Genomic DNA, 22,747 nt, shown 5'->3' with positions numbered 1-22,747 from the left:
CGCCCGCCGCCCCGCCGGCCCGCCGTCCGACGCGCCGGGCGTGTGCCGCACGCGGCAGGGCCCGGCCGACGCGTGTCGACCGGGCCCTGCGGCTGGTGCGTTACGGGCGGGCGTTGAGCTTGAGCGGGGTCTTGACCGCCGCGTACGCGTCGACGATCCCGTACCCGTAGAAGCCGTTGAAGTTGAGGCCACCGGCGCAGTACGCGTCGTAGGTCTCGTCACGGCCCTCGTTGCGGTACTGCTGCAGGCGCGGCTCCGGGCAGGCGTGCTCGGCCGCCGTGCGGTAGAGGTGCTGCTCGACCTGGTCCGGGGACATGCCGAAGCCACCCCGGCCCTGCGGCTTGCCGTACCGGCTGACGATCAGCGCGGCCACACCGGCGGCGTGCGGGGACGCCATCGAGGTGCCCTGGAGGTAGGTGTAGTAGCCGCACTCACCGTTGCGCTTGCACTGCTTGAAGACGGACTCCTCGAAGCCGGCGACGATGTTGCCGTCGGCGTCGACCGAGCCCTCCTCCTGGAGCACGTGCTTCGGGTAGGACGACAGGATCATGTTGGCGTCGGTGCGGAAGGTGTCCGTGTCGAAGCCGTCGCGGAACCAGCCGCCCGGCGCGGCGACCGAAATCTGCTCGGTGCCGTAGTTGGAGTAGTCGGCCTTCTTGCCGGACGGGCCGACCGACGACACACCGATCACGTGCGGGCCCTCGGTGGGGAGGTCCCAGCAGCTGTTGTTGTCGATCGGGCGGGGGTACGGGTCGGCGCCGTAGTCGGGGCTGGACGTGTCGGTGCGCGGCGCGCCCAGGTCCTCGTTGTTGTTGCCGAGCGCGCCGACCAGGGTGACGCCCTTGTTGTGGGCGAAGACCAGCGCGCGCTTCATGGCCTTGATGGTGGCCCGCTGCTCGGCCTGCGCCTCGGGGGAGTCGGCCGGGTTGGCGGTGCAGTTGTAGAGCCACGGGTCGACGTAGAACGACATGTTGACCACGTCGATCCCGGAGTGCCCGGCGTAGACCAGCGCGTTGACGACCGGGTCGAGGAAGAAGTAGCCGGAGTCCTGGCCACCCTTCAGCTCGACCAGCGAGACGTTCGGGGCGACACCGGAGAGGCCGAAGCCGTTGGCGGCCGCGCCGATGGTGCCGGCCACGTGGGTGCCGTGCCCGCCGTCGTCGGTGCCCACCGCGTCGAGGCAGCTCGGCACCTCGCAGGGGCCGTCCACGTCGATCCGGTCGGGCGCGAAGTTGCGCGACAACGCCCAGTTGAAGTTGGGCGCGATGTCCGGGTTGCTCGCGTCGACGCCGGTGTCCAGCACGCCGACGGTCACCCGGCGGTCACCGGGCTCGACCTTGCGGGCCTTGTCGGCCCGGATCATCTCCAGGCCCCAGAGCTTGTCATCGAGCGGGTCCATCGTGGTGCCGTGCCGAGCTGCGGTGCCCGCTGCGGCCGACGCCGTCAACAAGTGCTCCTGCTCGACCCGGTCCAGCTTGGGCTTGCGGCCGATGGCCTTCTGCTCGGCGGCACCGATCAGGGTCGGCGCGGCGGCCGCCCGGGCGGCGAAGTCGGCCCGGTCGCTGGTGACCTGGAACATGCCGACCTCGTCGGACGAGGACACCACGGTGCCGCCGGCGGCCCGGATGGCGGCGACGGCCGTGTCGGCGGCCACCCCGTCCTCGGCGACGACGGTGAAGGTGCGGGAGGTGCTCGGCGCGGCGCTGGCCGGTACACCCAGGCTCGCTGCCGTAAGTGCCAGTACCGCCGCGGTCGCGACGGCACCGACGGTGAAGCGCTTGCTCACCACATCGAATCCTCTCGTTGAGGGACGTGGCGCCATCACACAGCACCCGGCGGGTTTACGCCAGGTGAACGTCCGTTATGCCGGTGAATCTCTCCTTCATCCACCCAGCTCGATGCCCACGTCCGGCCGGTCGGACGATGCCGACGGCAGCTCGGCCAGGACCTTCGGAAGATCGCTCAGAGTGGAGACCTCGGCGTCGGGCGTGAACCCGGCCGGGCGGGGCAGCGCGTGCCGGTTGAGCCACACCGACCGCAGGCCAGCCTGCCGGGGTGCCACCACGTCGTGCTCCCACGAGTCACCGACGTACACGATCTGTTCGGCGGGTACCCCGGCGGCCTCGACCACCGCCGCGTAGAACCCCGGGGCGGGCTTCTTGGGCAGGCCGTTCTCGTGCGCGTACAACTCGAAGGCGAATTCGCCGGCGAGCCCGCAGCGTTCGGCGCGGCTGTTGCCGTTGGTGGCGAAACCCAGCGCGTACCGGCCGCGCAGCGTCGCCAGCGCCGGCGGGACGTCCGGGAAGGGCCGGGTGAGGGCGAACCGGCGGGCGAAGAAGAGGGCGGCGATCTCGTCGAGGTGCTGGCCGAGGCCGGCGCGGGCCAGCGATCTGGCCAGCGCGGCGCGGCGGATCTCCAGCACCGGCGCGGCGCTCAACTCGCCGAACACCGCCCCCCAGTCGGACTCCAACTCGGCGAGCGTCACGCCGGCTGCGGCCGGCGTGCGCCGCCGCATCTCGTCGAGGACGGCCACCAGTCCGCCGGTCACCGCCGGCCGCAGGTCGAGCAGGGTCTCGTCGGCGTCGAACACCACGGCGGTCAGCACGGCACCCACTCTCCCACCGTGCGGTGATCTCACCGGGCGGAGGCTGCCAACGCGGGCTCCTCGGCGGTGGGCACGGGTACGCCGCGCACTTCGTCGAGGCGCACCAGGGCGACCCCGGCGACGATCAGCAGACCGCCGAGGAGTTGCCAGGCGGTGGGCAGTTCGTCGAGGAACAGCCACGCGATGAGCACCGCGAACAGCACCTCGGTCAGTCCCACGAACGACGACAGCCGGGGACCGAGGATGCGGGTGCCGGCGATGCCGGTGAGGTACGCGATCACGGCGGCGACGAGGGTGAGCCCGACGATGGGCAGCAGCCAGGTGGTGCGGTGCCCGGCGAAGCTGACCTCACCGAACGTGGCGCGCAGCGGCAGCAGCCCGGTCAGCCCGACGAGGAGCAGCACGGCGGCGCCGACGGCCATTCCGCCGCTGGCCATGGCGACCGAGGGCAGTCGGGGGTCCACCCGTCCGGCGAGCACGAAGTAGCCGGCCAGGCCGAACGCGGCACCCAGCCCCCACAGCAGGCCGACCGGGTCGAAGCTGGCGTTGCCGGTGAGGTCCAGGACGAACGCCAACCCGCACAGCGCGGCGGCGGAACCGAACACGGTGAGCCGGCGGGGGCGCTGGCCGTGCCGCAGCCACATCCAGCCGACGACGAGGATGATGCCCAGGTATTCCAGCAGGAGCGCGATGCCGACCGGCAGGTAGCGCACGGCGTTGAAGAAACACACCTGCGCCAGGGCCACCCCCAGCAGCCCGAACATCACGACCGCCGCGCTGTTGCCGCGCAGCACGTGCCACCTGCCGCGCAGCGACAGCAGGGCGGGGATCGCCAGCACCAGGGCGGCCACACCGACGCGGGCGACGACCGCGGCCTCGGCCGACCAGCCGGCCTCGATGAGCGACCGCGCGAAGGTGCCCGAGGTGGCGAACGTGACGGCGGAGAGCAGCGCCAGCGCGGCGCCGGCGGCGGGTCGGGACTGCATCTCGCGCTCCTCACTTCGACCCGGGTGTCATGAGCAAACTATCCTTATGCTTGTGACGCTAGACGGCCATCATGACAGGAGTCAAGTTGCTATTTGCTCATGACACCGAATGTTCGCTGATTGCCGCCACCGCGCTCGTCAACACCGCGGGCCGGGACGGCGAGCTCCTGCCCGACGTCGCCGCGCTGGACGCGTTCTTCACCCAGCACGCCTACAGCGGACGGCACGAGCACACCGACGCCGAACTGCGTGCCGTACGACAGCTGCGGCCCCGCCTACGCCGGATCTGGCACGCCGAACCGCCCGAGGTCGTCGACATCATCAACAGCCTGCTGCGGGAACACCGGGCGCTGCCGCAGCTCATCGAGCACGACGACGAGCCCTACCATCTGCACGCCGTGCCCCGCGACGCGCCGCTGGCCACCCGGATGGCGGTCGAGGCGGCGATGGCGCTCGCCGATCTGGTGCGGATGGGCGAGCTGAGCCGACTGCGGACCTGCGAGTACCCGGACTGCGACAACGTCGTCGTCGACCTGTCCCGCAACCGGTCGCGCCGATTCTGCGAGGCCGGCTGCGGCAACCGCGCGGCCGTGACCGCCTACCGGGCCCGCAGAGCCGCCGGCCGGTCCTGAGCAACGTCGGCCCGCAACTCGTACTCCACCTCGCCGTGCTCGGTCCCCGGAATCGGGTCGTCGAAGTCCAGGTGGAAGGTGCGCACGTGACGCAGCCCCGCCTTCTCCATCACCCGGCGGGACCGTTCGTTGACCGCCATCGTCTGCGCCCACACCCGCCGCACACCGACGACGTCGAGGGCGTAGCGGACCAGCGCGCGCGACCCCTCGGTCGCGAGACCGCGCCCCCACGCCGAACGGCGCAGCCGGTAGCCCAACTCGGCCTCCGCGCCATCCTCCGAGGGATCGAGGGCGAACCAGCCCAGGAACTCGCCAGACGCCCGGTCGAGCGCCGCCCAACGCCCCAGGCCGGGATGCCGCCCGTACTGCGCGAGCAGCCTCGGCAACTGCTCGTCCCGCGCGGTGGCGCGTGCCGTGGCGACACCGCCGGTGAGGAACCGCATCACCTCGGGATCGCTCTCCAACTCGACCAGCGCGTCCACGTCAGCCATGGTCAACCGGCGCATCCGCAACCGCTCGGTTGCCGGAGGTCGTCCACCCATGGACCGGATCATCCCGCCGCCCGTCGCCCACCGTCGAGCCGATTACCCGAAGTTGCGGAGGAAGCCCGCGACCACCGTCGCGGGCCGGGCGGTCACGTCAGCGCGGGGGCGCGACCACGAAGAGCCGCCAGGAGTACGCGTCGACCACCAGCACGGGTCCGTCCGGGTCCTTACTGTCTCGCACCCCGACCACGCCCCCCAGATTCGTAGCCACCTCGACGCAGTTGGCGTCCTGGTTACTGCGGCTGCTCTTGCGCCAGCAAGCGCCGGTCAGCTCCACGACTCGGCCACCTCGTTTATCAAGTCGATCGACGCCTGCGGGGGCAGGGCTTCGCCCAGGGTAACTTCCCAGACCCGCTGCAACCGAGCGAGATCTCCCGGCTGGTCCAGCTCCTGGCCGCGAACCTGACAGTCCAGGTAGGCCACTTCCGCGCCGTCGGGCAGAGTGGCGAGCGCGAACTGCCCACCGAGCCCCGGGTACTCCTCGGCGGCTCGCGGCACCACGTGCAGCCGCACCCGAGGGTGCTCGGTGGCGATGCGGGCGAGGTACAACGCCTGGTCCTGCATCACCTTCCGCCCGCCGGCCCGTCGTCGCAACACTGCCTCGTCCAGCACCGCCACGATGTGCGGCGAGCGCTCGCCGTGCAGCACGGCCTGACGGTCCATCCGGTCGGCGAGCCGCCGGTCGACCTCGTCGGCTTCGAGCAGACTGCCCGCCTCGAAGACCGCTCGGGCATAGGCCTCCGTCTGGAAGAGCCCCGGCACGTAGCGCGGTTCGTACCACCGAACCGTGCGCGCCTGCTCAAGGATGGCCTGCCAACCGCGCAGCCAGGGTTGCGCCCGGTCCAGGCTGACCAGTTCGGTGGACATGCGGGTGAAGAGGCCGCCGGTGTCCAGGGCGCGGTCGACGAGTTCCAGGTACTTCGCGGTGGGCGGCTGCTGGCCCAGCTCGACCGCGCTGACCATGGATGGCGAGTAGTTGACCGCCTTGGCCAGCTCGTCCTGACTCCAACCCCGTCGAGCGCGCGCCCGGCGCAGTTCCGCGACCAGGAACGCCGCCGCCGTCATCTGCCCATCGGCCATGCCGACCACTCTCCAACCCGCCGTCGATCAACTACAGACGGCCACCAGAGCCGGCACCCCCTGGGAACAGGGCAGCCACGACAGGTCGACCGATCCCTTCCGACCGTAGTCGTCCGATCACCAGACTGTGAAGTGCGACGCCGCTCCCCGTCCCCCGGGCCCGGCGGCGTCGCACGGGACCGCCCGAACCCCCGTGCCGGGCGGTCCCACCCCGCAAGATCGTGCTCGATCGTGGAAACAGTGGCCTCCGGACGTGCCGAGACCACTACATCCAGGATCGAGCACGATCTTGATCGGGCGCGGGGGTGATGTCACCAACGGGTCAGCTTGAGAGGACTCCCACCATGCCCCGGACCGTCCCGGACGACCGTGCGACCGCGCCCCGTCGACCGCACCTGCCGTTGCGGCCGTTGTGGCTCTGCCGGGTCTGCGCCGCGCCGTGGCCGTGCCCGGTCGCCCGACTGGCCCTCCGCCAGGAGTACGCCCACGACCGGATCGCCCTGAGCATCTACCTGTGCACGGTCCTGCACGACGCGGCCGCCGACCTGTACCGGCTCAACCCGCACGACGGCCCGGACCCGAAGGCCCTCTACACGCGGTTCCTCGCCTGGGCGACGCCGCGCGGCGACCCGCCCTGAGGCGGTCGGCGAGGAGTCACCCGGCAACCGGTCAGGGGTGGGTCATCCGGAGCAGGTCCAGCGTCTCGTCCAACTGGGTCTCGGTGAGCTTGCCGGAGTCGACGTGCCCTCGGGAGATGACGACCTCGCGGATGGAGGCCTGCTTCGCCAGCGCCTCCTTGGCGATGGAGGCCGCCTCGTCGTACCCGAGGTAGCGGTTCAGCGGAGTGACGATCGACGGCGAACCCTCGGCGTACGCGAGGCAGACCTCGGCGTCCGCGACCAGGCCGGCCACCAGGCGGTCGGCGAACAGCCGGCTCGCCGCGGCCAGCAGCCGGATCGACTCCAACAGGTTGCGGCCCATCACCGGGAGCATGACGTTCAGCTCGAAGTCGCCCTGGGAGCCGGCGAAACCGACGGTCGCGTCGTTGCCGATGACCTGGGCGCAGACCTGCCGCATCGCCTCGGCGACCACCGGGTTGACCTTGCCCGGCATGATCGACGAGCCGGGCTGGAGGTCGGGGATGCGCAGCTCCCGCAGGCCGGCCCGGGGACCGGAACCCATCCAGCGGATGTCGTTCGCGACCTTGTAGAGGCCCACCGCGATGGTCCGCAGCTGCCCGGAGGTCTCCACGAGAGCGTCGCGGGCGCCCTGCGCCTCGAAGTGGTTACGCGCCTCGGACAGCGGCAGACCGGTCGACTCGCGCAACTTGCCGATCACGGCGGCGGCGAAGCCGAGCGGCGTGTTGATCCCGGTGCCCACTGCGGTACCGCCCAGCGGCAGCTCGGCCAGCCGGGGCAGCGAGCCCTCCAACCGCTCGATGCCGTAGCGGACCTGGGCGGCGTACCCGCCGAACTCCTGCCCGAGGGTGACCGGCGTGGCGTCCATCAGGTGCGTACGTCCCGCCTTCACCACCGTCTCGAACTCGGACGCCTTGCCCTCCAGCGCCTCGGCGAGGTGGGCCAGCGACGGCAGCAGGTCCTCCGCGATGAACTGGGTGGCCGCCAGGTGGATCGAGGACGGGAACACGTCGTTGCTGGACTGGGAGGCGTTGACGTGGTCGTTCGGGTGCACCGGGGAGCCCAGCTCGCGGCTCGCCAGGGTCGCGAGCACCTCGTTGGCGTTCATGTTGGACGACGTTCCGGAACCGGTCTGGAACACGTCGACCGGGAACTGGTCGTCGTACCCGCCCTCGGCGACGTGCGCGGCGGCGGCGGCGATCGCGGCGGCCACGTTGGCGTCGATCACGCCCAACTCACCGTTGACCTCGGCCGCCGCGCCCTTGATCTGCGCGAGCGCCTTGATCTGGGCCGGCTCGATGCCTCGGCCGGAGATCGGGAAGTTCTGCACCGCGCGCTGGGTCTGCGCCCGCCACAGCGCCTCGGCGGGCACCTCCACGTCGCCCATCGAGTCGCGTTCGATCCGGTAACCGGTCGCCTCTGGAGTCGTCACGCGTACCATCCTGCCGCGCCCGTGGCCGACTCGCAGATGATCCGTCAGCCCAGCCCGGCCAGCAGGAGCGGTCAGCGGTGGCCGATGGTGAGCACCGGCTTGGTGACCTCGGCGAAGAAGTCGTTGCCCTTGTCGTCGACCACGATGAAGGCGGGGAAGTCCTCCACCTCGATCTTCCAGACCGCTTCCATGCCCAGCTCCGGATATTCGAGCACCTGCACGTGCTTGATGCAGTCCTGGGCGAGACGGGCCGCGGGACCGCCGATCGAGCCGAGGTAGAAGCCGCCGTGCTGCTGGCAGGAGCGGGTCACCTGACCCGACCGGTTGCCCTTGGCCAGCATCACCTGGGAGCCGCCGGCGGCCTGGAACTTCTCCACGTACGCGTCCATCCGGCCGGCCGTGGTCGGGCCGAACGAGCCGGACGCGTACCCCTCGGGGGTCTTCGCCGGGCCGGCGTAGTACACGGCGTGGTCGCGCAGGTACTGCGGCATCGGCTCACCGGCGTCCAGCCGCTCGGCGATCTTGGCGTGGGCGATGTCCCGGGCCACCACGAGCGGGCCCGACAGCGACAGCCGCGTCTTCACCGGGTACTTGGACAGCTCGGCGCGGATCTCGTCCATCGGCCGGTTCAGGTCGACCCGCACGACCATCTCGGCCTCGAGCGCGTCGTCGGTGACGTCGGGCAGGAACCGCGCCGGGTCGGTCTCCAGGCGCTCCAGCCACACGCCCGACGGGGTGATCTTGGCAACGGCCTGCCGGTCGGCCGAGCAGGAGACGGCGATCGCCACCGGGCACGAGGCGCCGTGCCGAGGCAGCCGGACCACCCGCACGTCGTGGCAGAAGTACCTGCCGCCGAACTGCGCCCCGATGCCGAAGTTGCGGGTCAGCTCCAGCACCTCGGCCTCCAGCTCCAGGTCCCGGAAGCCGTGGGCGCTCATCGACCCGGAGGTGGGCAGCGCGTCGAGGTACTTGGCGCTGGCGTACTTCGCGGTCTTCAACGCGTACTCGGCGGAGGTGCCGCCGATGACGATGGCCAGGTGGTACGGCGGGCAGGCGGCGGTGCCGATCAGCCGCAGCTTCTCCTCCAGGAACTGCATCATCCGCGTCGGGTTGAGCAGCGCCTTGGTCTCCTGGTAGAGGTACGACTTGTTGGCCGAGCCGCCGCCCTTGGCCATGAAGAGGAACTTGTACGCGTCCGGGTGCCCGTCCGGGTCCTCGGCGTACAGCTCCACCTGGGCCGGCAGGTTGCTGCCGGTGTTCCGCTCGTCCCACATGGTCAGCGGGGCGAGCTGGGAGTAGCGCAGGTTGAGCCTCGTGTACGCCTGGTAGACGCCGCGTGAGATGGCCTCGGCGTCCGCACCGTCGGTCAGCACGTGTCGGCCGCGCTTGCCCATCACGATCGCGGTGCCGGTGTCCTGGCACATGGGCAGCACCCCACCGGCGGCGATGTTGGCGTTGCGCAGCAGGTCCAGCGCGACGAACCGGTCGTTCGGCGAGGCGGCCGGGTCGTCGATGATCGCCCGGAGCTGCGCCAGGTGCGCGGGGCGCAGGAAGTGGGCGATGTCGTGCATCGCCTCGGCGGTCAGCGCGGTGAGCGCGGCCGGCTCCACGGTGAGGAAACGACGGCCCCCCGGGCCGTGTACGACGTCCACGCCCTCGTCGGTGACCAGGCGATACTCCGTCTGGTCGGGACCGGTCGGCAGCAGGGGGGCGTACGAGAATGCGGCGGCACTGCTCATGAGCGGCAAGCCTAGGGCAGACCGGTCGATCATTCCCACCCGCCGGGCGGGGTCTGGGACGCCGCTCTCATCCGCCGGGGCCGGCCGCGCTCGACGCGCCGGAGTACCGCCCGCTCAGCCGTCCTTGCCGCCGTCCGGTTCGGTGCACAGCTCACCCTTGGGCCCGCAGTCACCGTTGCCGTCGTCGCCCTGCCCGGGACGGGTGCCGCCCGGGCCGGGGTTGCCGCCGTTGCCGGGAGGCGGGACGGGAGCGCCGGGCGTGGTGCCGAAGCGGACGTACCCGATCTCCCGACCCTCGCCGATGATCATGCCCTGTGAGCCGACGGCGAGGGCGTTCGCGGAGGTCCGCAGCACGGCCAGCTCCCGCCCGGTGCGCGGGTCGAGGGCGACCAGCCTCGACGGCTTCTCGTCGGCGAGCACCGCCGCGTACGGAGTGAGCGCCGCACCCGCCTTGGCGCTGGCCGGCCGGGTCCAGCGGACCCGGTCGGCGCCGAGTTCGCGGGACACCACCGAGCGCTTGTCCGCGGAGCGGAACACCGCGTAGCGGTCGTCGACGGCGACGAGCTTGGTGCTCGCCTCACCGACCCAGAGCAGTCGCCCGTCGTACCCGTCGATGACCGCCTCGCGGCCGTCCGGGCCGACGCCGATCAGCACGTTCCGTGCGCCCTGCGGGTCCTCGCGCTGGACGCAGCCGGCGGTGTCGGCGGTGCGCAGGTTGACCCCGGCCCGCTGCCACGCCTCCTGTCCGGTCGCCGGGTCACGGGCCGAGATGGCGAAGTAGCAGGTGCCGTCCTGCGAGCGGGCGGCGATCCGGAGCATCCGGCCGCCCACCACCGAGATCCGCTCGTCCCGGCCGGGCTCGACGTTCTGCAACACCCGACCGGTGGCGGTGTCGACGACGTGCACGCGGCCGTCGACCGGGAAGCCGAGCAGCGGAGGCGCGGCCTCGGGCCCGGCCACCCCGTCGTCGACGCGGGTGGCGGTCAGCCGGCGCGTGCCGCGCAGGCCGGGGTTGTCGGCGAGGAGGCCGCTGTGCACGCCGGGCAAAAAGGCCGTCCACAGCGGTGCGGTGCCGCGCGGGTCCCACGCGCTCAGGGTGCAGTCGGTGGCGTCCGAGCAGCGGGCGTCCAGCAGCAGGTTCCGGTACGTCCACACGGCCACGGCGTCGTTGTCGCGCCGCCGGGTCGCCCCGGTGGTCGGATCGAGCAGCTCGTACCCCTTGACCAGGAGTTTGCCCACGGCGACGACCGGATCGCGGTCGCCGCCGGCGACCGCCGCCCAGTCCGCCTTGCGCTCCCAGAGCTGGGCGCCGGTGGCCAGGCTGCGGGCCTCCACCCGGGTGCGCTGCTCGACCACGACGGTGTCGCCGGCGATGGTCACGCTGCGCGGGGTGCCACCGACCCGCTGCTGCCAGACGACGTCCGGCTCGGAGATGGGTTCGCTGCGGTCCACCCAGTCCCAGATGCCCGGGAACGGATTCCATACGCCGGTGGCGGCGAGGGCGACGACCACGGCGAGGCCGGCCAGCAGCCCGACGCGCACGCTCCCCTTCGCCACCCGCACACCGTAGCCACGATCACGGATCTTCCGTACGCCCGCGCCGCCGTGTCGCCGCGCTTTCTGTGCCGGAAGGTGTTACAGCGCTGCGGACCAGTGGCAGCGTGCGGTACGAGATCTGCTCCGCGAGCGCGATGATCGTCGAGGCGCGGGTGATACCGGTGAACGAGACGATCTGGTCGATGACCCGTTGCAGGTCGGTGTTGGAGCGGGCCACGATTCGGCAGAGCAGGTCGCTGGAACCGGTGATGGTGTGCGCCTCCAGCACCTCGGGGATCGCCGCGAGGTGCGCCGTGACCGGGTCGTGGCCCTGCCGTTGGCTGATCTCCAAGGTGACGAAGCTGGTCACCCCGAACCCGATCGCGGCCGGCGAGATCTCCGGACCGAAGCCCAGGATGACGCCCCGGTCGACAAGCTTGTCCAGCCGCGCCTGCACGGTGCCCCGGGCCACGCCGAGCCGCCGGGAGCACTCCAGCACCCCGATCCGCGGCTCCTCGGCGAGCAGTTCGACCAACCGGACATCGAGCACGTCGAGCTGTACAGCCTGCTCACCATTCATGGGTCCAGACCATACCGAATGCGCAACCTGACCAGCCTTTATGCCAACAGTTGCCCACCCGGTGCCCGTACCGCGATCCTTCGGTGAAGAACCGGCCCACGAGGCCGGCCGGTACGCGAGGGAGGCCACCATGACCCAGGCGATCGACCGACCCCAGTCGACCGAGGACGTCGACATCGACCGGCTCGTCGGCGCTGTCGACCACGACATCAGCCACGACCCGTTTCCCGTCCGTGGGCTCGACCACGTGCACTTCCTCGTCGGCAACGCCAAGCAGGCGGCGCACTACTACTCCACCGCGTTCGGCATGACCTGTGTGGCGTACCGGGGGCCGGAGCAGGGCTACCGCGACCATGCCCAGTACGTGTTGACCAGCGGATCGGCCCGGTTCGTGCTGACCGGCGCGGTGCGCCCGGACGCCGACGGCGCCGAGCACGTGGCCAAGCACAGCGACGGCATCAGCGACATCGCGCTCGAGGTTCCGAACGTCGACGCCGCGTACGCCCACGCCGTGGCGCAGGGCGCCGCCAGCGTCGTCGAGCCGCACGACGTGACCGACGAGCACGGCACCGTCCGGATCGCCGCCATCGCCGCGTACGGCGACACCCGGCACACGCTCGTCGACCGCTCCCGCTACCGCGGCCCGTTCCTGCCGGGCTTCGTGGCCCGCGGCCCGATCGTCGACCGGCAGCCGATGATCGACGCCGGCATCCAGCCGAAGCGGTTCTTCCAGGCCGTCGACCACGTGGTCGGCAACGTGGAGCTGGGCCGCATGGACGAGTGGGTGGAGTTCTACAAGCGGGTGATGGGCTTCTCCAACATGGCGGAGTTCATCGGCGACGACATCGCCACCGACTACTCGGCGCTGATGAGCAAGGTCGTCGCGAACGGCACCCGCAAGGTGAAGTTCCCGCTCAACGAGCCGGCCATCGCCCGCAAGAAGTCGCAGATCGACGAGTACCTGGAGTTCTACCAGGGCCCGGGCGCCCAGCACATCGCCGTCGCCACCAACGACATCGTGGCCAGCGTCGACGCGATGCGCGCCGCCGGCGTGGAGTTCCTGGACACCCCGGACTCGTACTACGAGGACCCGGAGCTGCGCGCCCGCATCGGCAACGTGCGGGTGCCGATCGAGCAGCTCAAGGAGCGCAAGATCCTGGTCGACCGGGACGAGGACGGCTATCTGCTCCAGATCTTCACCAAGCCCGTGCAGGACCGCCCGACCGTCTTCTTCGAGCTGATCGAGCGGCACGGCTCGCTGGGCTTCGGCAAGGGCAACTTCAAGGCGCTCTTCCAAGCCATCGAGCGGGAGCAGGAAGCGCGCGGCAACCTGTAACACTGTCGAGCGTGACGCAGCCTCCGCCGTACCACACGCCGCCGGTGGGTGGGCCTCCGCCCGCCGCCGGCGGCGTCGCGCCGCCGCAGTACGCCCCACCCGGGCACCCCGCGCAGCACTGGCCGGCCGTCCCGCCTGCGCTCAGCCCGGCCGGACAGCCCCTGGCCAGCTTCGGTGACCGGCTGCTCGCCTGGCTCATCGACACGGCCCTGGCGAGCGTCGTGTCGCTCGTGCTGTTCATGCCGGTCTTCCTCGTCCTGTGGTGGCGCATGTTCAGCGAGATGACCCGGACCAACCCGGACGGCACTCTCGTGGAGCCCGACCCGGCCACCTTCTTCACCAGCTTCTTCCTGCCGATGCTGCTGTTCGAGGTCGGGCTGTTCGTCGTGCTGCTCGGGCTGTACTGGCTCTACCACGTGGAGTACCTCAAGCGCGGCGGCCAGACACTCGGCAAGAAGATCATGAAGCTGCGCGTGGTGCCGCTCGACCCGAACGGCACGCTCGACCGAGGGATGGCCGGCCGCCGCTGGCTCGTGCAGTACCTGGCCTGCTCGCTGGTCCCCGGCCTCAGCTACGCCGACGGATTCTGGCAACTCTGGGACAAGCCCTGGCAGCAGTGCCTCCACGACAAGTTCGCCAAAACGGTCGTCGTTAAGGTTGCGGCGTGAGCGAGCGAACCAGCAGGTACGGCAGCGGAGCGTCGGCGTGAGTGTGGATCCCGGCTGGTACGTCGACCCCGCCGACCCCGAGACCCGTCGCTACTGGGACGGCGAGGGTTGGCTCGGCGCGCCCATTCCCGTCGACGCGACCCCGCCCGACGGGCCGCCGCCGCCCGAGCCCCCGCCCGTACCGGTCGCCCCGGCCACGCCCGCCACCTCCCCGTCGGTGACCACCACGCCGGGCTGGCCGCCGCACCCCGGGTCGCCACCGCACGCGGGGCCGCCACCGCATCCCGCGCCACCCCCACCGCACCCGGGGTACGGCTCGCAGCCCACGCCGGGCGCGGGTGGCTGGGGCCCACAGGCCGGTCCGCCCGGCTGGCCACCGCAGGGGACTCCGCCCGGTTGGACGCCAACGGGTGGCCCTCCCGCCTGGGGTCCGCAGGGCCCCCCGCCCGGCTGGGCCCCCGGCTGGCCCGGCCGGCCGCCCGAGCCGCGTCCGCACGGGTTCAGATTGGCCGGTTACGGCCGGCGGCTCGTCGCCCGACTGATCGACTTCAGCCTCGTCTTCGCACTGAACGCGCTTGTCAACGGCTGGTTCGTCTGGCGGTGGCTGGACGAGCTGGCACCGTACTGGCGGGAGGCGTTCCGGCGCGCCTCGGAGGGCAACACCTCCAGCGAGGGGATGCCGCCGATCAGCGAGCAGGCCGGGCTCCTCCAGATCGTGATCCTGGTGATCGCCACCGCGCTGTGGCTGGCGTACGAGGTGCCCGCGATGGCGGGCAACGGACAGACCATCGGTAAGCGGGTCATGCGGATCCGCGCGGTCCCCATCGCCGCCGACCAGCCGCTGGGCTTCGGCCGGGCGCTGCGCCGGTGGTCGACGCTGGGCATGCCCACACTCCTCTGGTACTGCTTCGGGCTCGGCCTGCTGCTGCAACTGGTCGACTCCCTGTCCCCCCTCTTCGACCACCCGCTGCGCCGGGCGCTGCACGACAGGCGCGCGCAGACGGTCGTCGTCGAGGTCCCGGCGACCACCGGTCCCCCCGCCACCGACGATCACCCTCAGCCCTCGGGAGACACCCCATGACCGACTCCGGACGTCACGAGCCGGCGCTGCGACTGACCCGCGCCGACCTGGACGCGCTGCCCAGCTACGTCCCCGGGCGCAGCCCTGCCGACCTGGCCCGCGAGCTGGGTCTGCCAGAGGCGATCAAGCTCGCCAGCAACGAGGTGCCGTACGGGCCGCTGCCGGGTGTGGTCGAGGCCGTCACCGAAGCGGTCACCGCGTCGCACCGGTACCCCGACATGGGCGTCGTCGCGCTGCGCGACGCGTTGGCACAGCGCTACGGCGTGGACCCCGACCGGATCGCCACCGGCTGCGGGTCGGTGGCGCTCGCCGAGCACCTCGTCCGGGCCACCTGCCTGCCCGGCGACGAGGTGCTCTACTCGTGGCGGTCGTTCGAGGCGTACCCGATCATCGCGGCGACCAGCGGCGCGACAAGCGTGCGGGTCGCCAACGACGCCGGGCACGGTCACGACCTGGCCGCGATGGCGGCGGCGGTGACCGACCGGACCCGGATGATCCTGGTCTGCAACCCGAACAACCCCACCGGCACGGCCGTACGCCGGGCCGAGCTGGACCGGTTCCTCGACTCCGTGCCGGACGACGTGCTGGTGGTCATCGACGAGGCGTACCGGGAGTTCGTGACCGACCCCGAGGTGCCGGACGGCCTGGACTACCTCGCTCGGCCGAACGTCGCGGTGCTGCGCACCCTGTCCAAGGCGTGGGGCCTGGCCGGGCTGCGCATCGGTTGGCTGGTCGCGCAGCCCGCCGTGGCGGCGGCGGTCCGCAAGGTGGTCACGCCGTTCTCCACGAGCACGGCCGCCCAGGCCGGCGCGCTCGCGGCACTGGCCCAGGCGGACGAGATGGAGCGCCGGTGCGCGCTCGTCGTCGCCGAGCGGGACCGGGTCACCGAGGCGCTGCGCAAGTTCGTGCCCGACGTGCCGACCAGCCAGGCGAACTTCGTCTGGCTGCCGCTGGGTGACCGGGCCGTGGCGTTCGGCAAGGCGTGCGAGGCCCGTGGGGTGATCGTCCGGCCGTTCGCCGGGGACGGCGTCCGGGTCACCATCGGCACCCCTGCCGAGAACGACGCGTTCCTGGCCGCTGCGGAGTCGGCGCTGACCTGACCCAGATCGGGAGATAAGCCCTGTTTGTCCGCTTTAGCGGAGTTGCTGCCCTATCTTCCGAAGTAGCCGGTCGCCTCGACAAATCGCACCGGCTCACTTCGAGAAAACGGGGTAACGAACAGTGCGAATTGCCAAGATCTGCCTCACCGGGGCAGCCGCCGCAGCGATGGTGGGCTTCCTCGCCGCACCGGCCATCGCCGCGCCGACCGACACCACCACCACGACGTTCGAGGTGCTCGCCGGGACCCTCGACATCGACGCACCCGCAAGCGCGGATCTCGGTGATGGTGCCCCCGGTGGCACCATCACCGGCCAGCTCGGCCCGGTCACGGTCACCGACTCCCGAGGCGCCTCGGATACCTCCTGGGTGGCCTCGGTGACCGCGAGCGTCTTCCAGACCGGCGGCGGCAGCCCTCCCGAGACGGTCCTCCCCGAGGAGATCGACTACTGGTCCGGCCCGGCGACGGCGACCACCGGCGACGGCACCTTCACGCCGGGGCAGGCCACCTCCGCCAACGCCGCACCACTGAGCAGCGTCACTCCGCTCACCGCGTTCACCCACTCGGGCGGCACGGGTGGCAACACAGCGACCTGGAACCCCACCCTGATCGTCCACGTGCCGTTGGACAGCATCGCGGGCGTCTACACCGGGACGGTGACGCATTCGGTGGCCTAGCCGCCGGAGCCGGTCGACCGTCGCGGTCGCACTGGCGCTGCTCAGCCTCGCCGGTCCGGGTCTGCCGCCCCGGGCTGGCGCGGCCGAGCCGGACGCCGACGACCGCCTCGGGATCCGGCTACTGGAGGCGCCGAGCAATCGCCGCGACGACCCCCGGGCGCTGCGGTACATTGTCGACCACCTGCCGCCGGGCACCACCATCACGCGGCAACTGCTGATCACCAATCGCACCGACGAGGCCCGCCGCGTCGACGCGTACGCGGCGTCGGCGACCGTCGACGGTTCGACGTTCAGGTTCGGCGAGGGCCACGCGGCCAATGAGTTGACCTCGTGGATCAGCCTCGACAGCCCCGTCGTGGAGATCGAACCGTGGGGCGAGGCCCGGGTCCGGGCGACCATCACCGTGCCGCCGGCCGCCTCGCGGGGTGAGCGGTACGGCGTGATCTGGGCGTCCGCCACCTCCGCGCCCCGCTCCGGCAAGGAGGTGACCCAGATCCATCGGGTCGGCGTCCGGGTCTACCTCGACGTCGGCCCCGGGGGCGAACCGGTCTCCGATTTCGCCATCGGCGAGCTTCGCCCGGCCCGCGGCCCGACGGACGAACCCTCGGTGACCGCCCAGGTCACCAACACCGGCGGCCGCGCCATCGACCTCGCCGGCTCGGTCACCCTCACCGATGGGCCGGCCGGCAGCCGAGCCGGACCGTTCCAGGTCGGGCAGGGCGTCACGCTGCCGCCGGGTGGCTCCGGGCAGGTCGTCGCCCGACTACCGGTCGAGTTGCCGAACGGGCCCTGGAAGGTCGAGGTGAACCTGGAGAGCGGGCTGGTGAAGCGCAGCCTCAGCGCGCGGATCGAGTTCCCTGATGCGGGTCAGGTCGGCGAGCGGGGCAGCGTCGTCTCCCGGATGACGTCCGGCTGGATCGTGACGGCGGCTGGTGTGGGCCTCCTGCTCCTCGCCGGCCTCGCGGTGCTGGCCCGCCGCTCCCGGCAGTCCCGCCGACCCCCCTCCGGGCGGCCACGGGAGCGGGTTCCGGCCGGACGTTGACGCCACACCGGCGTCGACGCGACGCACGGCCGCCGACGGCAGGCGCACGTCAGGCCTTCCTCCGGCGGGCGGCGAACCCACCGACCACCAGCAGGGTCACACCCAGACCGGCGAGCAGCAACGTCGAACCGCCCGAACCGGTGACCGGCAGTCGGCCACCGTGGCTGGGCGTGGGCTGGGGTGGCGCCGACGTGGGTTGCGTGGGTGTGGGCGTGGGTGGCGGGGGTTGTGTCGGCATGGGCGTCGGAGACGCCGGCAGGATCTCGAAGGTGACGCCGGTGTCCGCCGACGGCGCGACCCGGACGCCCCCGAACCCGCGCGCCCAGGCGGCATCCGCGTTCAGCGCCGGCGGACCCGCCAGTGCGAGGCTCGCCGCGGCGACCAGCGCGCCACCCACGAGGTAGTTGCCTGTCCTGCCCATGCACTGACCCCTTCCCGGAGAACTGAACCGTGAAAAACATACCTTTTACCGACAAAGGGTATGGACAGTTCAGCTCTGCAGCCGCCGGGAACACCACGATCAGGTGGCGGCCAGGACCACCGCTTCCGCCGTCAGGTAGTAACGCCTGTCGTCGCCGGCGGGGTCGACCGGCCTGCGCAGGCGTTCCACCGCGACGTAGCCGCCCTCGGCCCCCACCGCCCCGGGCAGCCAGCCCGTCCCGTCCCGTCCGACCTCCAGCGGAAAGCGGGACAGCTGCGTACCGGTCGCCGGTTCCAGCGTCACCAGGTCGTTCGCTTCGGTCAGCAGGTGCACCCGGCCGGGCTGCGCCGCCAGGACCCGTGCCACACCGAGATCGGCACGCCGCCACAGCTCCGCGCCCGTACGCACCGAGCGGCCCACCGCCACCCCGTCGAGCACCACCACGGCCTGCTCGCCCACCACGGTGGCACCGGCCGGGTCGAGCGCGGGGGCAGCGACCGGCTCGCCCACACCCACCAGCCAACCCCGGCCGGCCTCGTCACCCGGCCCCGCCGTGCGCAGGGCCTGGCAGTCCGACCAGCCGGTACGACAACCGAGCGGAGTCACCACCAACTCGTCCGACCCGCCCGGCGGTCGCCACCGTTCGCGCACCGCGCCGGTCGCCGCGTCCCGGAACTCGACGGCCGCGGGCCCGGCACATCTGTCCAGACCGATCAGCTGTCCCCCGTCGGTGGTGCCGACATCGCTGCGGCACCGGCCGGGCAGGTCGACCCGCCACAACTGCTGACCGCCGTTCACCTCGACCCCGCGTGCCTCGGCGTCTCCGCTGACCACCACCACCGTGCGGCCGTCCGTCAGGTCGGTGAGGTGCAGCCCGCGCGGATCCCAGACGACTGCCGCACCGGTACGCCGTGCCACCGCCCGGCTCTCGGTGGGCTTCGGGCCATCGGCTCGCCACCGCACCCGACCGGTGGACGCGTCGAGCGCGACCAACCGACCGTCCGACCAGCGGCTGACCACGGTGCTGCCGCTCGCCACCACCCCGGTCAGCTCCGCCGGCCACCGCCGGTACGACCAGTAGGGCGTGGTCCGGTAGCGCCCGTCCACCGGTCGGTCGGCATAGACCTGGCGGTGGGCGGCGTACACCCGCAGCGTCCCGTCCACGATCAACGGGGCGACCGGCAGTCGACCGATCACACCGGCGGCCGGTCGGGGCGCGGCCGGATAGTCACCGTGCGCCGGCGTACTCACCTCGGCCGGTGCGAGCACTCGGTGGACGACGACCGCGACGGCCGCCACGGCGAGCAGCACCGCCACCGCCAGCACGAGCCGTCGCCGGCCCCTCGGGAACCCCATGCCGCACCTCCGCCCGGCACCCTACCCAGCGCAGCGGGCCCGAGCCCGGCCAGGTCGTACGGGTCGAACCTCTGACGGGAGCGGGAGGTCAGGCCGCTTCGAGCGAGCCGAGGGCCCGGGCCGCGACGGCCAGGTCGGCGAGGTCACGCTGGAGCGCCACCTCGACCGCTCTGGCGGCGAGGCCACCGAGCAGCAGTGCCACCACCCGTCCGTACGAGTCGGTGGGCACCGCCTCCTGGGTGACGGTGATGGCTGTGCACGGGCGACGGCGACGGCGAACCGGCCGCAGGCTCCACGTGATCCGGTAGTCCGCACCGGCGCCGGAGGAGCAGAGCACCAGCCGCTGCGGCGCGAACGCCTCCACCACCAGGAACTCCTCGACAACCGTGCCGCCACCGGGCTGGACGCGCTCCTCCCGCCAGGCGGTGCCCGGCCCGAACGGACCCGGGGTCAGCACGTGGACGCTGTCGGCCCCGGCCAGCCGGGTGGCCCGGGCGGACCTGTCGGTCAGCAGGCACCAGACATCGACAGCGTGCGCCTCGATGAAACCGGTAACCGCGACCGTCGACATGTCACCCTCCCGTGCCGTCGACGGTACGCGCGGTGCGGGCAGGACGAGGCCCCCGGACGGAAATTCCACCACCCGGAGGCCACGTGTCCCTTTTCGGCGGCCATGTCGCACCGTTTCACCGGTGCGACACCGCTCAGCGCTCGAAGCGACCGGACCTGATCGCGCCGACGAATGCTGTCCATCCCGGCGGGCTGACAGCAAGTGTGGGACCGCTCTGGTCCTTGGAATCGCGGACCGCGACCAGGCCGATCACGTCGACCAGGTTGTCCGCCACCTCCACGCAGAGCCCTTGGTCATTGGATCGGCTGCTCGTGCGCCAGAGCGCTCCGGTGAGATCGTGCATCGTTGTTACCTCCGTGTGCGTCGGGACGCCCCACCACCCGGGCCGGAGAAGGTCCGACCTGTGGGAGTGGCGGGGCGACGTGATCCGCGTGATCAACGGGGTAACCGCTTTTGGTTATCGCACAGACGGTGCGATAACGAGTCTCGTCGATGAGACGGCGCGACCCGACGAGACGGCCGACGTGACGGGACGGCCCGACGGGCAGCCGCTCAGGTGTCAGAGCGCGGGCAGCTCAGCGGGCTGGCCTGACCGTTCCGGTCACCTCGCCGAGGGCGATGGTGGTGCCGTCCGGACCGGGTGCGGTGGCGGTGATGGTGACGGTGTCGCCGTCGGCGAGGAAGGTACGGCTCTCGGTGCCGACCTTGGCGGGCTCGGCCCCGCCCCACGTCAGTTCCAGGAACGAGCCGACCTGGGAGCGGTCCGGGCCGGAGACGGTGCCCGAGGCGTACAGGTCGCCCGTGCGCAGGGACGCGCCGTTGACGGTGAGGTGTGCCAACTGCTGGGCCGGCGTCCAGTACATGCCGGCGAACGGCGGCTCGCTGACCCGTTCGCCGTTCCACTCGACCGCCAGCCGGAGGTCGAGCCCCAGGTGCGGCACGTCGCGCAGGTAGTCGACGACCGGCGGGTCCTGGTCCGGCGCAGGCACGAAGGCGTCGGCCAATGCTTCCAGCGGCGTCACCCAGGCCGAGACCGAGGTGGCGAAGGACTTGCCGAGGAACGGGCCGAGCGGCTGGTACTCCCAGGCCTGGATGTCCCGGGCCGACCAGTCGTTGACCAGCACCACCCCGAAGACGTGGTCGGCGAAGTCGTCCACCGACACCCGGTCGCCGAGCGCGCTGGGCACACCGACCACGAAGCCGACCTCGGCCTCGATGTCGAGGCGTACCGACGGGCCGGTCACCGGGCCCTCGGCGGACGCCCGCTGCCCGGTGGGCCGGACCACCGGCGTGCCGGAGACGACGACGGTGCCGGCCCGCCCGTGGTAGCCGATCGGGAGGTGCTTCCAGTTGGGCAGCAGCGGCGGCTGACCCGGGCGGAAGATCTGCCCGACGTTCGACGCGTGGTGCTCCGAGGAATAGAAGTCGACGTAGTCGGCCACCTCGAACGGGAGCAGCATCTCCACGTCGGCCAGGGGCACCAGCAGCGGCTCGACCGCCGGCCGGTGCGCCGGATCGGTCAGGAGTTCCACGATCCGCTGCCGGACCGCCGTCCACTGCGGACGTCCGAGCGCCATGAAGTCGTTGAGGGTGGGCCGGCGCAGCGTGCCGGCGGCGAGCACCAGCTCCGCGGCCTCCGCCCCGGCCAGGTCCAACACCCACGAGGAGACGCGTACGCCGATCCGCGGCTCGCCCCCGCCCGAGGAGAACACCCCGTACGGCAGGTTCGTCACACCGTACGGCGAACCGTCGACGTCGCTCACCCAGGTCATGCGTCGCAGCCCCCGTTCACCAGCCCCAGCCGGATCAGATCGGTAAGTGGTTCCAGGATGCTGCACGAGCCGAAGCCGACCCAGAGTGGGCGCGGCGCGTCCAGCCTTCCGTTGACGCGTTCCAGCAGCGGACGCGGATCGAGAGCGGTCAGCAGCTCGGCGACCACCCGCACGCTCTCACCGTCGGCGGCGGCGAGCGTCGCGGCCAGCACGTTCGTGTAGCCGTGGTGGGTGAACCCGGTCTCCGGGTCCAGGTGCCGCAGACCCTGGTGCAGCCCGGCGGTGAGCTTGAACGGCAGGGCGCGGTCGCGGCAGGCGCAGATCACCGCCGCCAGCTCGGCCGGGGTGGGGAACAGCTCGGCGGCGAGGCCGCCGGTGCGGAACTTGGCGGCGATCGGCACGCCGTCGGCCCGGGCGGCGGTGAGCGCGTCCAGCGCACCCATCAGCCCGAAGGTCAACGGCAGCTCGGCGTACACGGCCTCGATGCCCGGCATGGCCTCGGTCAGCCGCAGCAGTTCGGTGGCGCCGGGCAGTGGGTCTTCGCCCCGCTTGGCCACGGCCACCTCGACCTGCCGGGCCGTCACGCCGTCCGGCGCCAGGAAGGAGAGCGCGAACGGCAGGCCAGCGATCCCGGTGTCACCGATCAACCCGATCGTCAGAGCCTCGCCGGGATCGACGAGACCGCTCAGCTCGCCGGTCACGACGGTCGAGGCGGGAACGAGCAGCGGGCCGACCAGGTCGGCATACCAGGCGGTGCGGTGCTTGCGGTGCGCCTGCACGGCGTCGTGCAGCGCGGCGCTGCCCGGAGGGAAGACGGCGGCGTCGTCCACCAGGGCGTGAAGGAGCGCGGGCACCTGCGTTGACACGGAACAAGAATCTACGGGACGCTACGAGGAACGGACAACAGCGTCCGATTATCGGACGCCTTCGACCGGTGAACGGGATAGATCG

At 71.9% G+C, this 22,747-nt stretch carries 24 protein-coding genes; 8 read left to right on the top strand and 16 right to left on the bottom strand.

The annotated features are described in order from the left end of the window. Positions 1 to 100 precede the first annotated feature (100 nt). From ACGFH9_RS04950 to ACGFH9_RS04940, 3 genes are all read right to left on the bottom strand, one after another. Complete coding sequence (locus ACGFH9_RS04950) at positions 101 to 1,786, bottom strand: S8 family serine peptidase (protein WP_393215449.1); 1,686 nt, start codon at positions 1,784 to 1,786, stop codon at positions 101 to 103. 96 nt (positions 1,787 to 1,882) lie between these two features. Further along, positions 1,883 to 2,605 (bottom strand): HAD family hydrolase, encoded by a 723-nt coding sequence (locus tag ACGFH9_RS04945; RefSeq protein ID WP_393215965.1) that lies wholly within the window; start codon positions 2,603 to 2,605, stop codon positions 1,883 to 1,885. Between the two features lie 29 nt (positions 2,606 to 2,634). Then, complete coding sequence (locus ACGFH9_RS04940; RefSeq protein WP_393215446.1) at positions 2,635 to 3,591, bottom strand: DMT family transporter; 957 nt, start codon at positions 3,589 to 3,591, stop codon at positions 2,635 to 2,637. A gap of 71 nt (positions 3,592 to 3,662) precedes the next feature. Here ACGFH9_RS04940 and ACGFH9_RS04935 point away from each other — a divergent pair, with 71 nt between their 5' ends. Continuing rightward, entirely contained in the window at positions 3,663 to 4,223 is a 561-nt protein-coding gene (locus ACGFH9_RS04935; protein WP_393215443.1) for a CGNR zinc finger domain-containing protein, read from the top strand. Here the strand turns inward: ACGFH9_RS04935 and ACGFH9_RS04930 are convergent. The 3 genes from ACGFH9_RS04930 to ACGFH9_RS04920 form a co-directional block, all read right to left on the bottom strand. Beyond that, complete coding sequence (locus ACGFH9_RS04930; protein ID WP_393215962.1) at positions 4,190 to 4,774, bottom strand: GNAT family N-acetyltransferase; 585 nt, start codon at positions 4,772 to 4,774, stop codon at positions 4,190 to 4,192. The genes ACGFH9_RS04935 and ACGFH9_RS04930 overlap by 34 nt on opposite strands. A gap of 88 nt (positions 4,775 to 4,862) precedes the next feature. After that, on the bottom strand, positions 4,863 to 5,045 hold the full coding sequence (locus tag ACGFH9_RS04925; RefSeq protein WP_393215440.1) for a DUF397 domain-containing protein: 183 nt from the start codon (positions 5,043 to 5,045) through the stop codon (positions 4,863 to 4,865). After that, on the bottom strand, positions 5,036 to 5,848 hold the full coding sequence (locus ACGFH9_RS04920; RefSeq protein WP_393215437.1) for a Scr1 family TA system antitoxin-like transcriptional regulator: 813 nt from the start codon (positions 5,846 to 5,848) through the stop codon (positions 5,036 to 5,038). Before ACGFH9_RS04920 ends, ACGFH9_RS04925 begins: the two co-directional genes overlap by 10 nt. Before the next feature lie 344 nt (positions 5,849 to 6,192). Between ACGFH9_RS04920 and ACGFH9_RS04915 the strand changes: the two genes are divergently transcribed. After that, entirely contained in the window at positions 6,193 to 6,486 is a 294-nt protein-coding gene (locus ACGFH9_RS04915; protein WP_393215434.1) for a hypothetical protein, read from the top strand. Between the two features lie 31 nt (positions 6,487 to 6,517). Here the strand turns inward: ACGFH9_RS04915 and ACGFH9_RS04910 are convergent, their stop codons facing one another. From ACGFH9_RS04910 to ACGFH9_RS04895, 4 genes are all read right to left on the bottom strand, one after another. Then, positions 6,518 to 7,927 (bottom strand): class II fumarate hydratase, encoded by a 1,410-nt coding sequence (locus ACGFH9_RS04910; RefSeq protein ID WP_393215431.1) that lies wholly within the window; start codon positions 7,925 to 7,927, stop codon positions 6,518 to 6,520. Positions 7,928 to 7,989: 62 nt separating this feature from the next. Beyond that, positions 7,990 to 9,657 (bottom strand): fumarate hydratase, encoded by a 1,668-nt coding sequence (locus ACGFH9_RS04905; protein ID WP_393215428.1) that lies wholly within the window; start codon positions 9,655 to 9,657, stop codon positions 7,990 to 7,992. A 114-nt stretch (positions 9,658 to 9,771) separates the two neighbouring features. Continuing rightward, positions 9,772 to 11,220: a PQQ-binding-like beta-propeller repeat protein gene (locus tag ACGFH9_RS04900; RefSeq protein WP_393215425.1), complete on the bottom strand. Its 1,449-nt coding sequence runs from the start codon at positions 11,218 to 11,220 to the stop codon at positions 9,772 to 9,774. A 13-nt stretch (positions 11,221 to 11,233) separates the two neighbouring features. Continuing rightward, the gene (locus ACGFH9_RS04895) at positions 11,234 to 11,773 is read right to left on the bottom strand and encodes an Lrp/AsnC family transcriptional regulator (RefSeq protein WP_355238382.1); all 540 of its coding nucleotides are present in this window, start codon (positions 11,771 to 11,773) and stop codon (positions 11,234 to 11,236) included. A 130-nt stretch (positions 11,774 to 11,903) separates the two neighbouring features. Between ACGFH9_RS04895 and hppD the strand changes: the two genes are divergently transcribed. The 6 genes from hppD (at position 11,904) to ACGFH9_RS04865 (ending at position 17,676) form a co-directional block, all read left to right on the top strand. Further along, positions 11,904 to 13,109, top strand: a complete 1,206-nt coding sequence (gene hppD / locus ACGFH9_RS04890) for a 4-hydroxyphenylpyruvate dioxygenase (RefSeq protein WP_393215423.1) — start codon at positions 11,904 to 11,906, stop codon at positions 13,107 to 13,109. A gap of 11 nt (positions 13,110 to 13,120) precedes the next feature. After that, complete coding sequence (locus tag ACGFH9_RS04885; protein ID WP_393215420.1) at positions 13,121 to 13,777, top strand: RDD family protein; 657 nt, start codon at positions 13,121 to 13,123, stop codon at positions 13,775 to 13,777. A 37-nt stretch (positions 13,778 to 13,814) separates the two neighbouring features. Further along, positions 13,815 to 14,858 (top strand): RDD family protein, encoded by a 1,044-nt coding sequence (locus ACGFH9_RS04880; protein WP_393215417.1) that lies wholly within the window; start codon positions 13,815 to 13,817, stop codon positions 14,856 to 14,858. Then, on the top strand, positions 14,855 to 15,958 hold the full coding sequence (hisC, locus tag ACGFH9_RS04875) for a histidinol-phosphate transaminase (protein WP_393215414.1): 1,104 nt from the start codon (positions 14,855 to 14,857) through the stop codon (positions 15,956 to 15,958). Before ACGFH9_RS04880 ends, hisC begins: the two co-directional genes overlap by 4 nt. Positions 15,959 to 16,079: 121 nt before the next feature. Beyond that, on the top strand, positions 16,080 to 16,634 hold the full coding sequence (locus ACGFH9_RS04870) for a hypothetical protein (RefSeq protein ID WP_393215411.1): 555 nt from the start codon (positions 16,080 to 16,082) through the stop codon (positions 16,632 to 16,634). 355 nt (positions 16,635 to 16,989) lie between these two features. Beyond that, the gene (locus tag ACGFH9_RS04865; protein ID WP_393215408.1) at positions 16,990 to 17,676 is read left to right on the top strand and encodes a hypothetical protein; all 687 of its coding nucleotides are present in this window, start codon (positions 16,990 to 16,992) and stop codon (positions 17,674 to 17,676) included. Between the two features lie 49 nt (positions 17,677 to 17,725). Here ACGFH9_RS04865 and ACGFH9_RS04860 read toward each other — a convergent pair whose 3' ends face one another. From ACGFH9_RS04860 to ACGFH9_RS04835, 6 genes are all read right to left on the bottom strand, one after another. After that, entirely contained in the window at positions 17,726 to 18,097 is a 372-nt protein-coding gene (locus ACGFH9_RS04860) for an LPXTG cell wall anchor domain-containing protein (RefSeq protein WP_393215405.1), read from the bottom strand. Between the two features lie 99 nt (positions 18,098 to 18,196). Further along, positions 18,197 to 19,453, bottom strand: a complete 1,257-nt coding sequence (locus tag ACGFH9_RS04855) for a PQQ-binding-like beta-propeller repeat protein (RefSeq protein ID WP_393215402.1) — start codon at positions 19,451 to 19,453, stop codon at positions 18,197 to 18,199. 88 nt (positions 19,454 to 19,541) lie between these two features. Continuing rightward, positions 19,542 to 20,024 carry an SRPBCC family protein gene (locus ACGFH9_RS04850; RefSeq protein ID WP_393215399.1) on the bottom strand — a complete coding sequence of 161 codons (483 nt, stop codon included), beginning with the start codon at positions 20,022 to 20,024 and terminating at the stop codon, positions 19,542 to 19,544. Between the two features lie 133 nt (positions 20,025 to 20,157). Continuing rightward, positions 20,158 to 20,367, bottom strand: a complete 210-nt coding sequence (locus ACGFH9_RS04845; protein ID WP_355050986.1) for a DUF397 domain-containing protein — start codon at positions 20,365 to 20,367, stop codon at positions 20,158 to 20,160. Between the two features lie 232 nt (positions 20,368 to 20,599). Beyond that, positions 20,600 to 21,796 (bottom strand): fumarylacetoacetase, encoded by a 1,197-nt coding sequence (gene fahA, locus ACGFH9_RS04840; RefSeq protein ID WP_393215396.1) that lies wholly within the window; start codon positions 21,794 to 21,796, stop codon positions 20,600 to 20,602. Beyond that, entirely contained in the window at positions 21,793 to 22,662 is an 870-nt protein-coding gene (locus ACGFH9_RS04835; protein WP_393215393.1) for a hypothetical protein, read from the bottom strand. The genes fahA and ACGFH9_RS04835 overlap by 4 nt, the downstream gene beginning before the upstream one ends. Positions 22,663 to 22,747: the final 85 nt, after the last annotated feature.

The organism is Micromonospora sp. NPDC049102, assembly GCF_043197485.1.
Classification (GTDB): domain Bacteria; phylum Actinomycetota; class Actinomycetes; order Mycobacteriales; family Micromonosporaceae; genus Micromonospora.
This window is presented reverse-complemented; position numbering and strand designations above follow the sequence as displayed.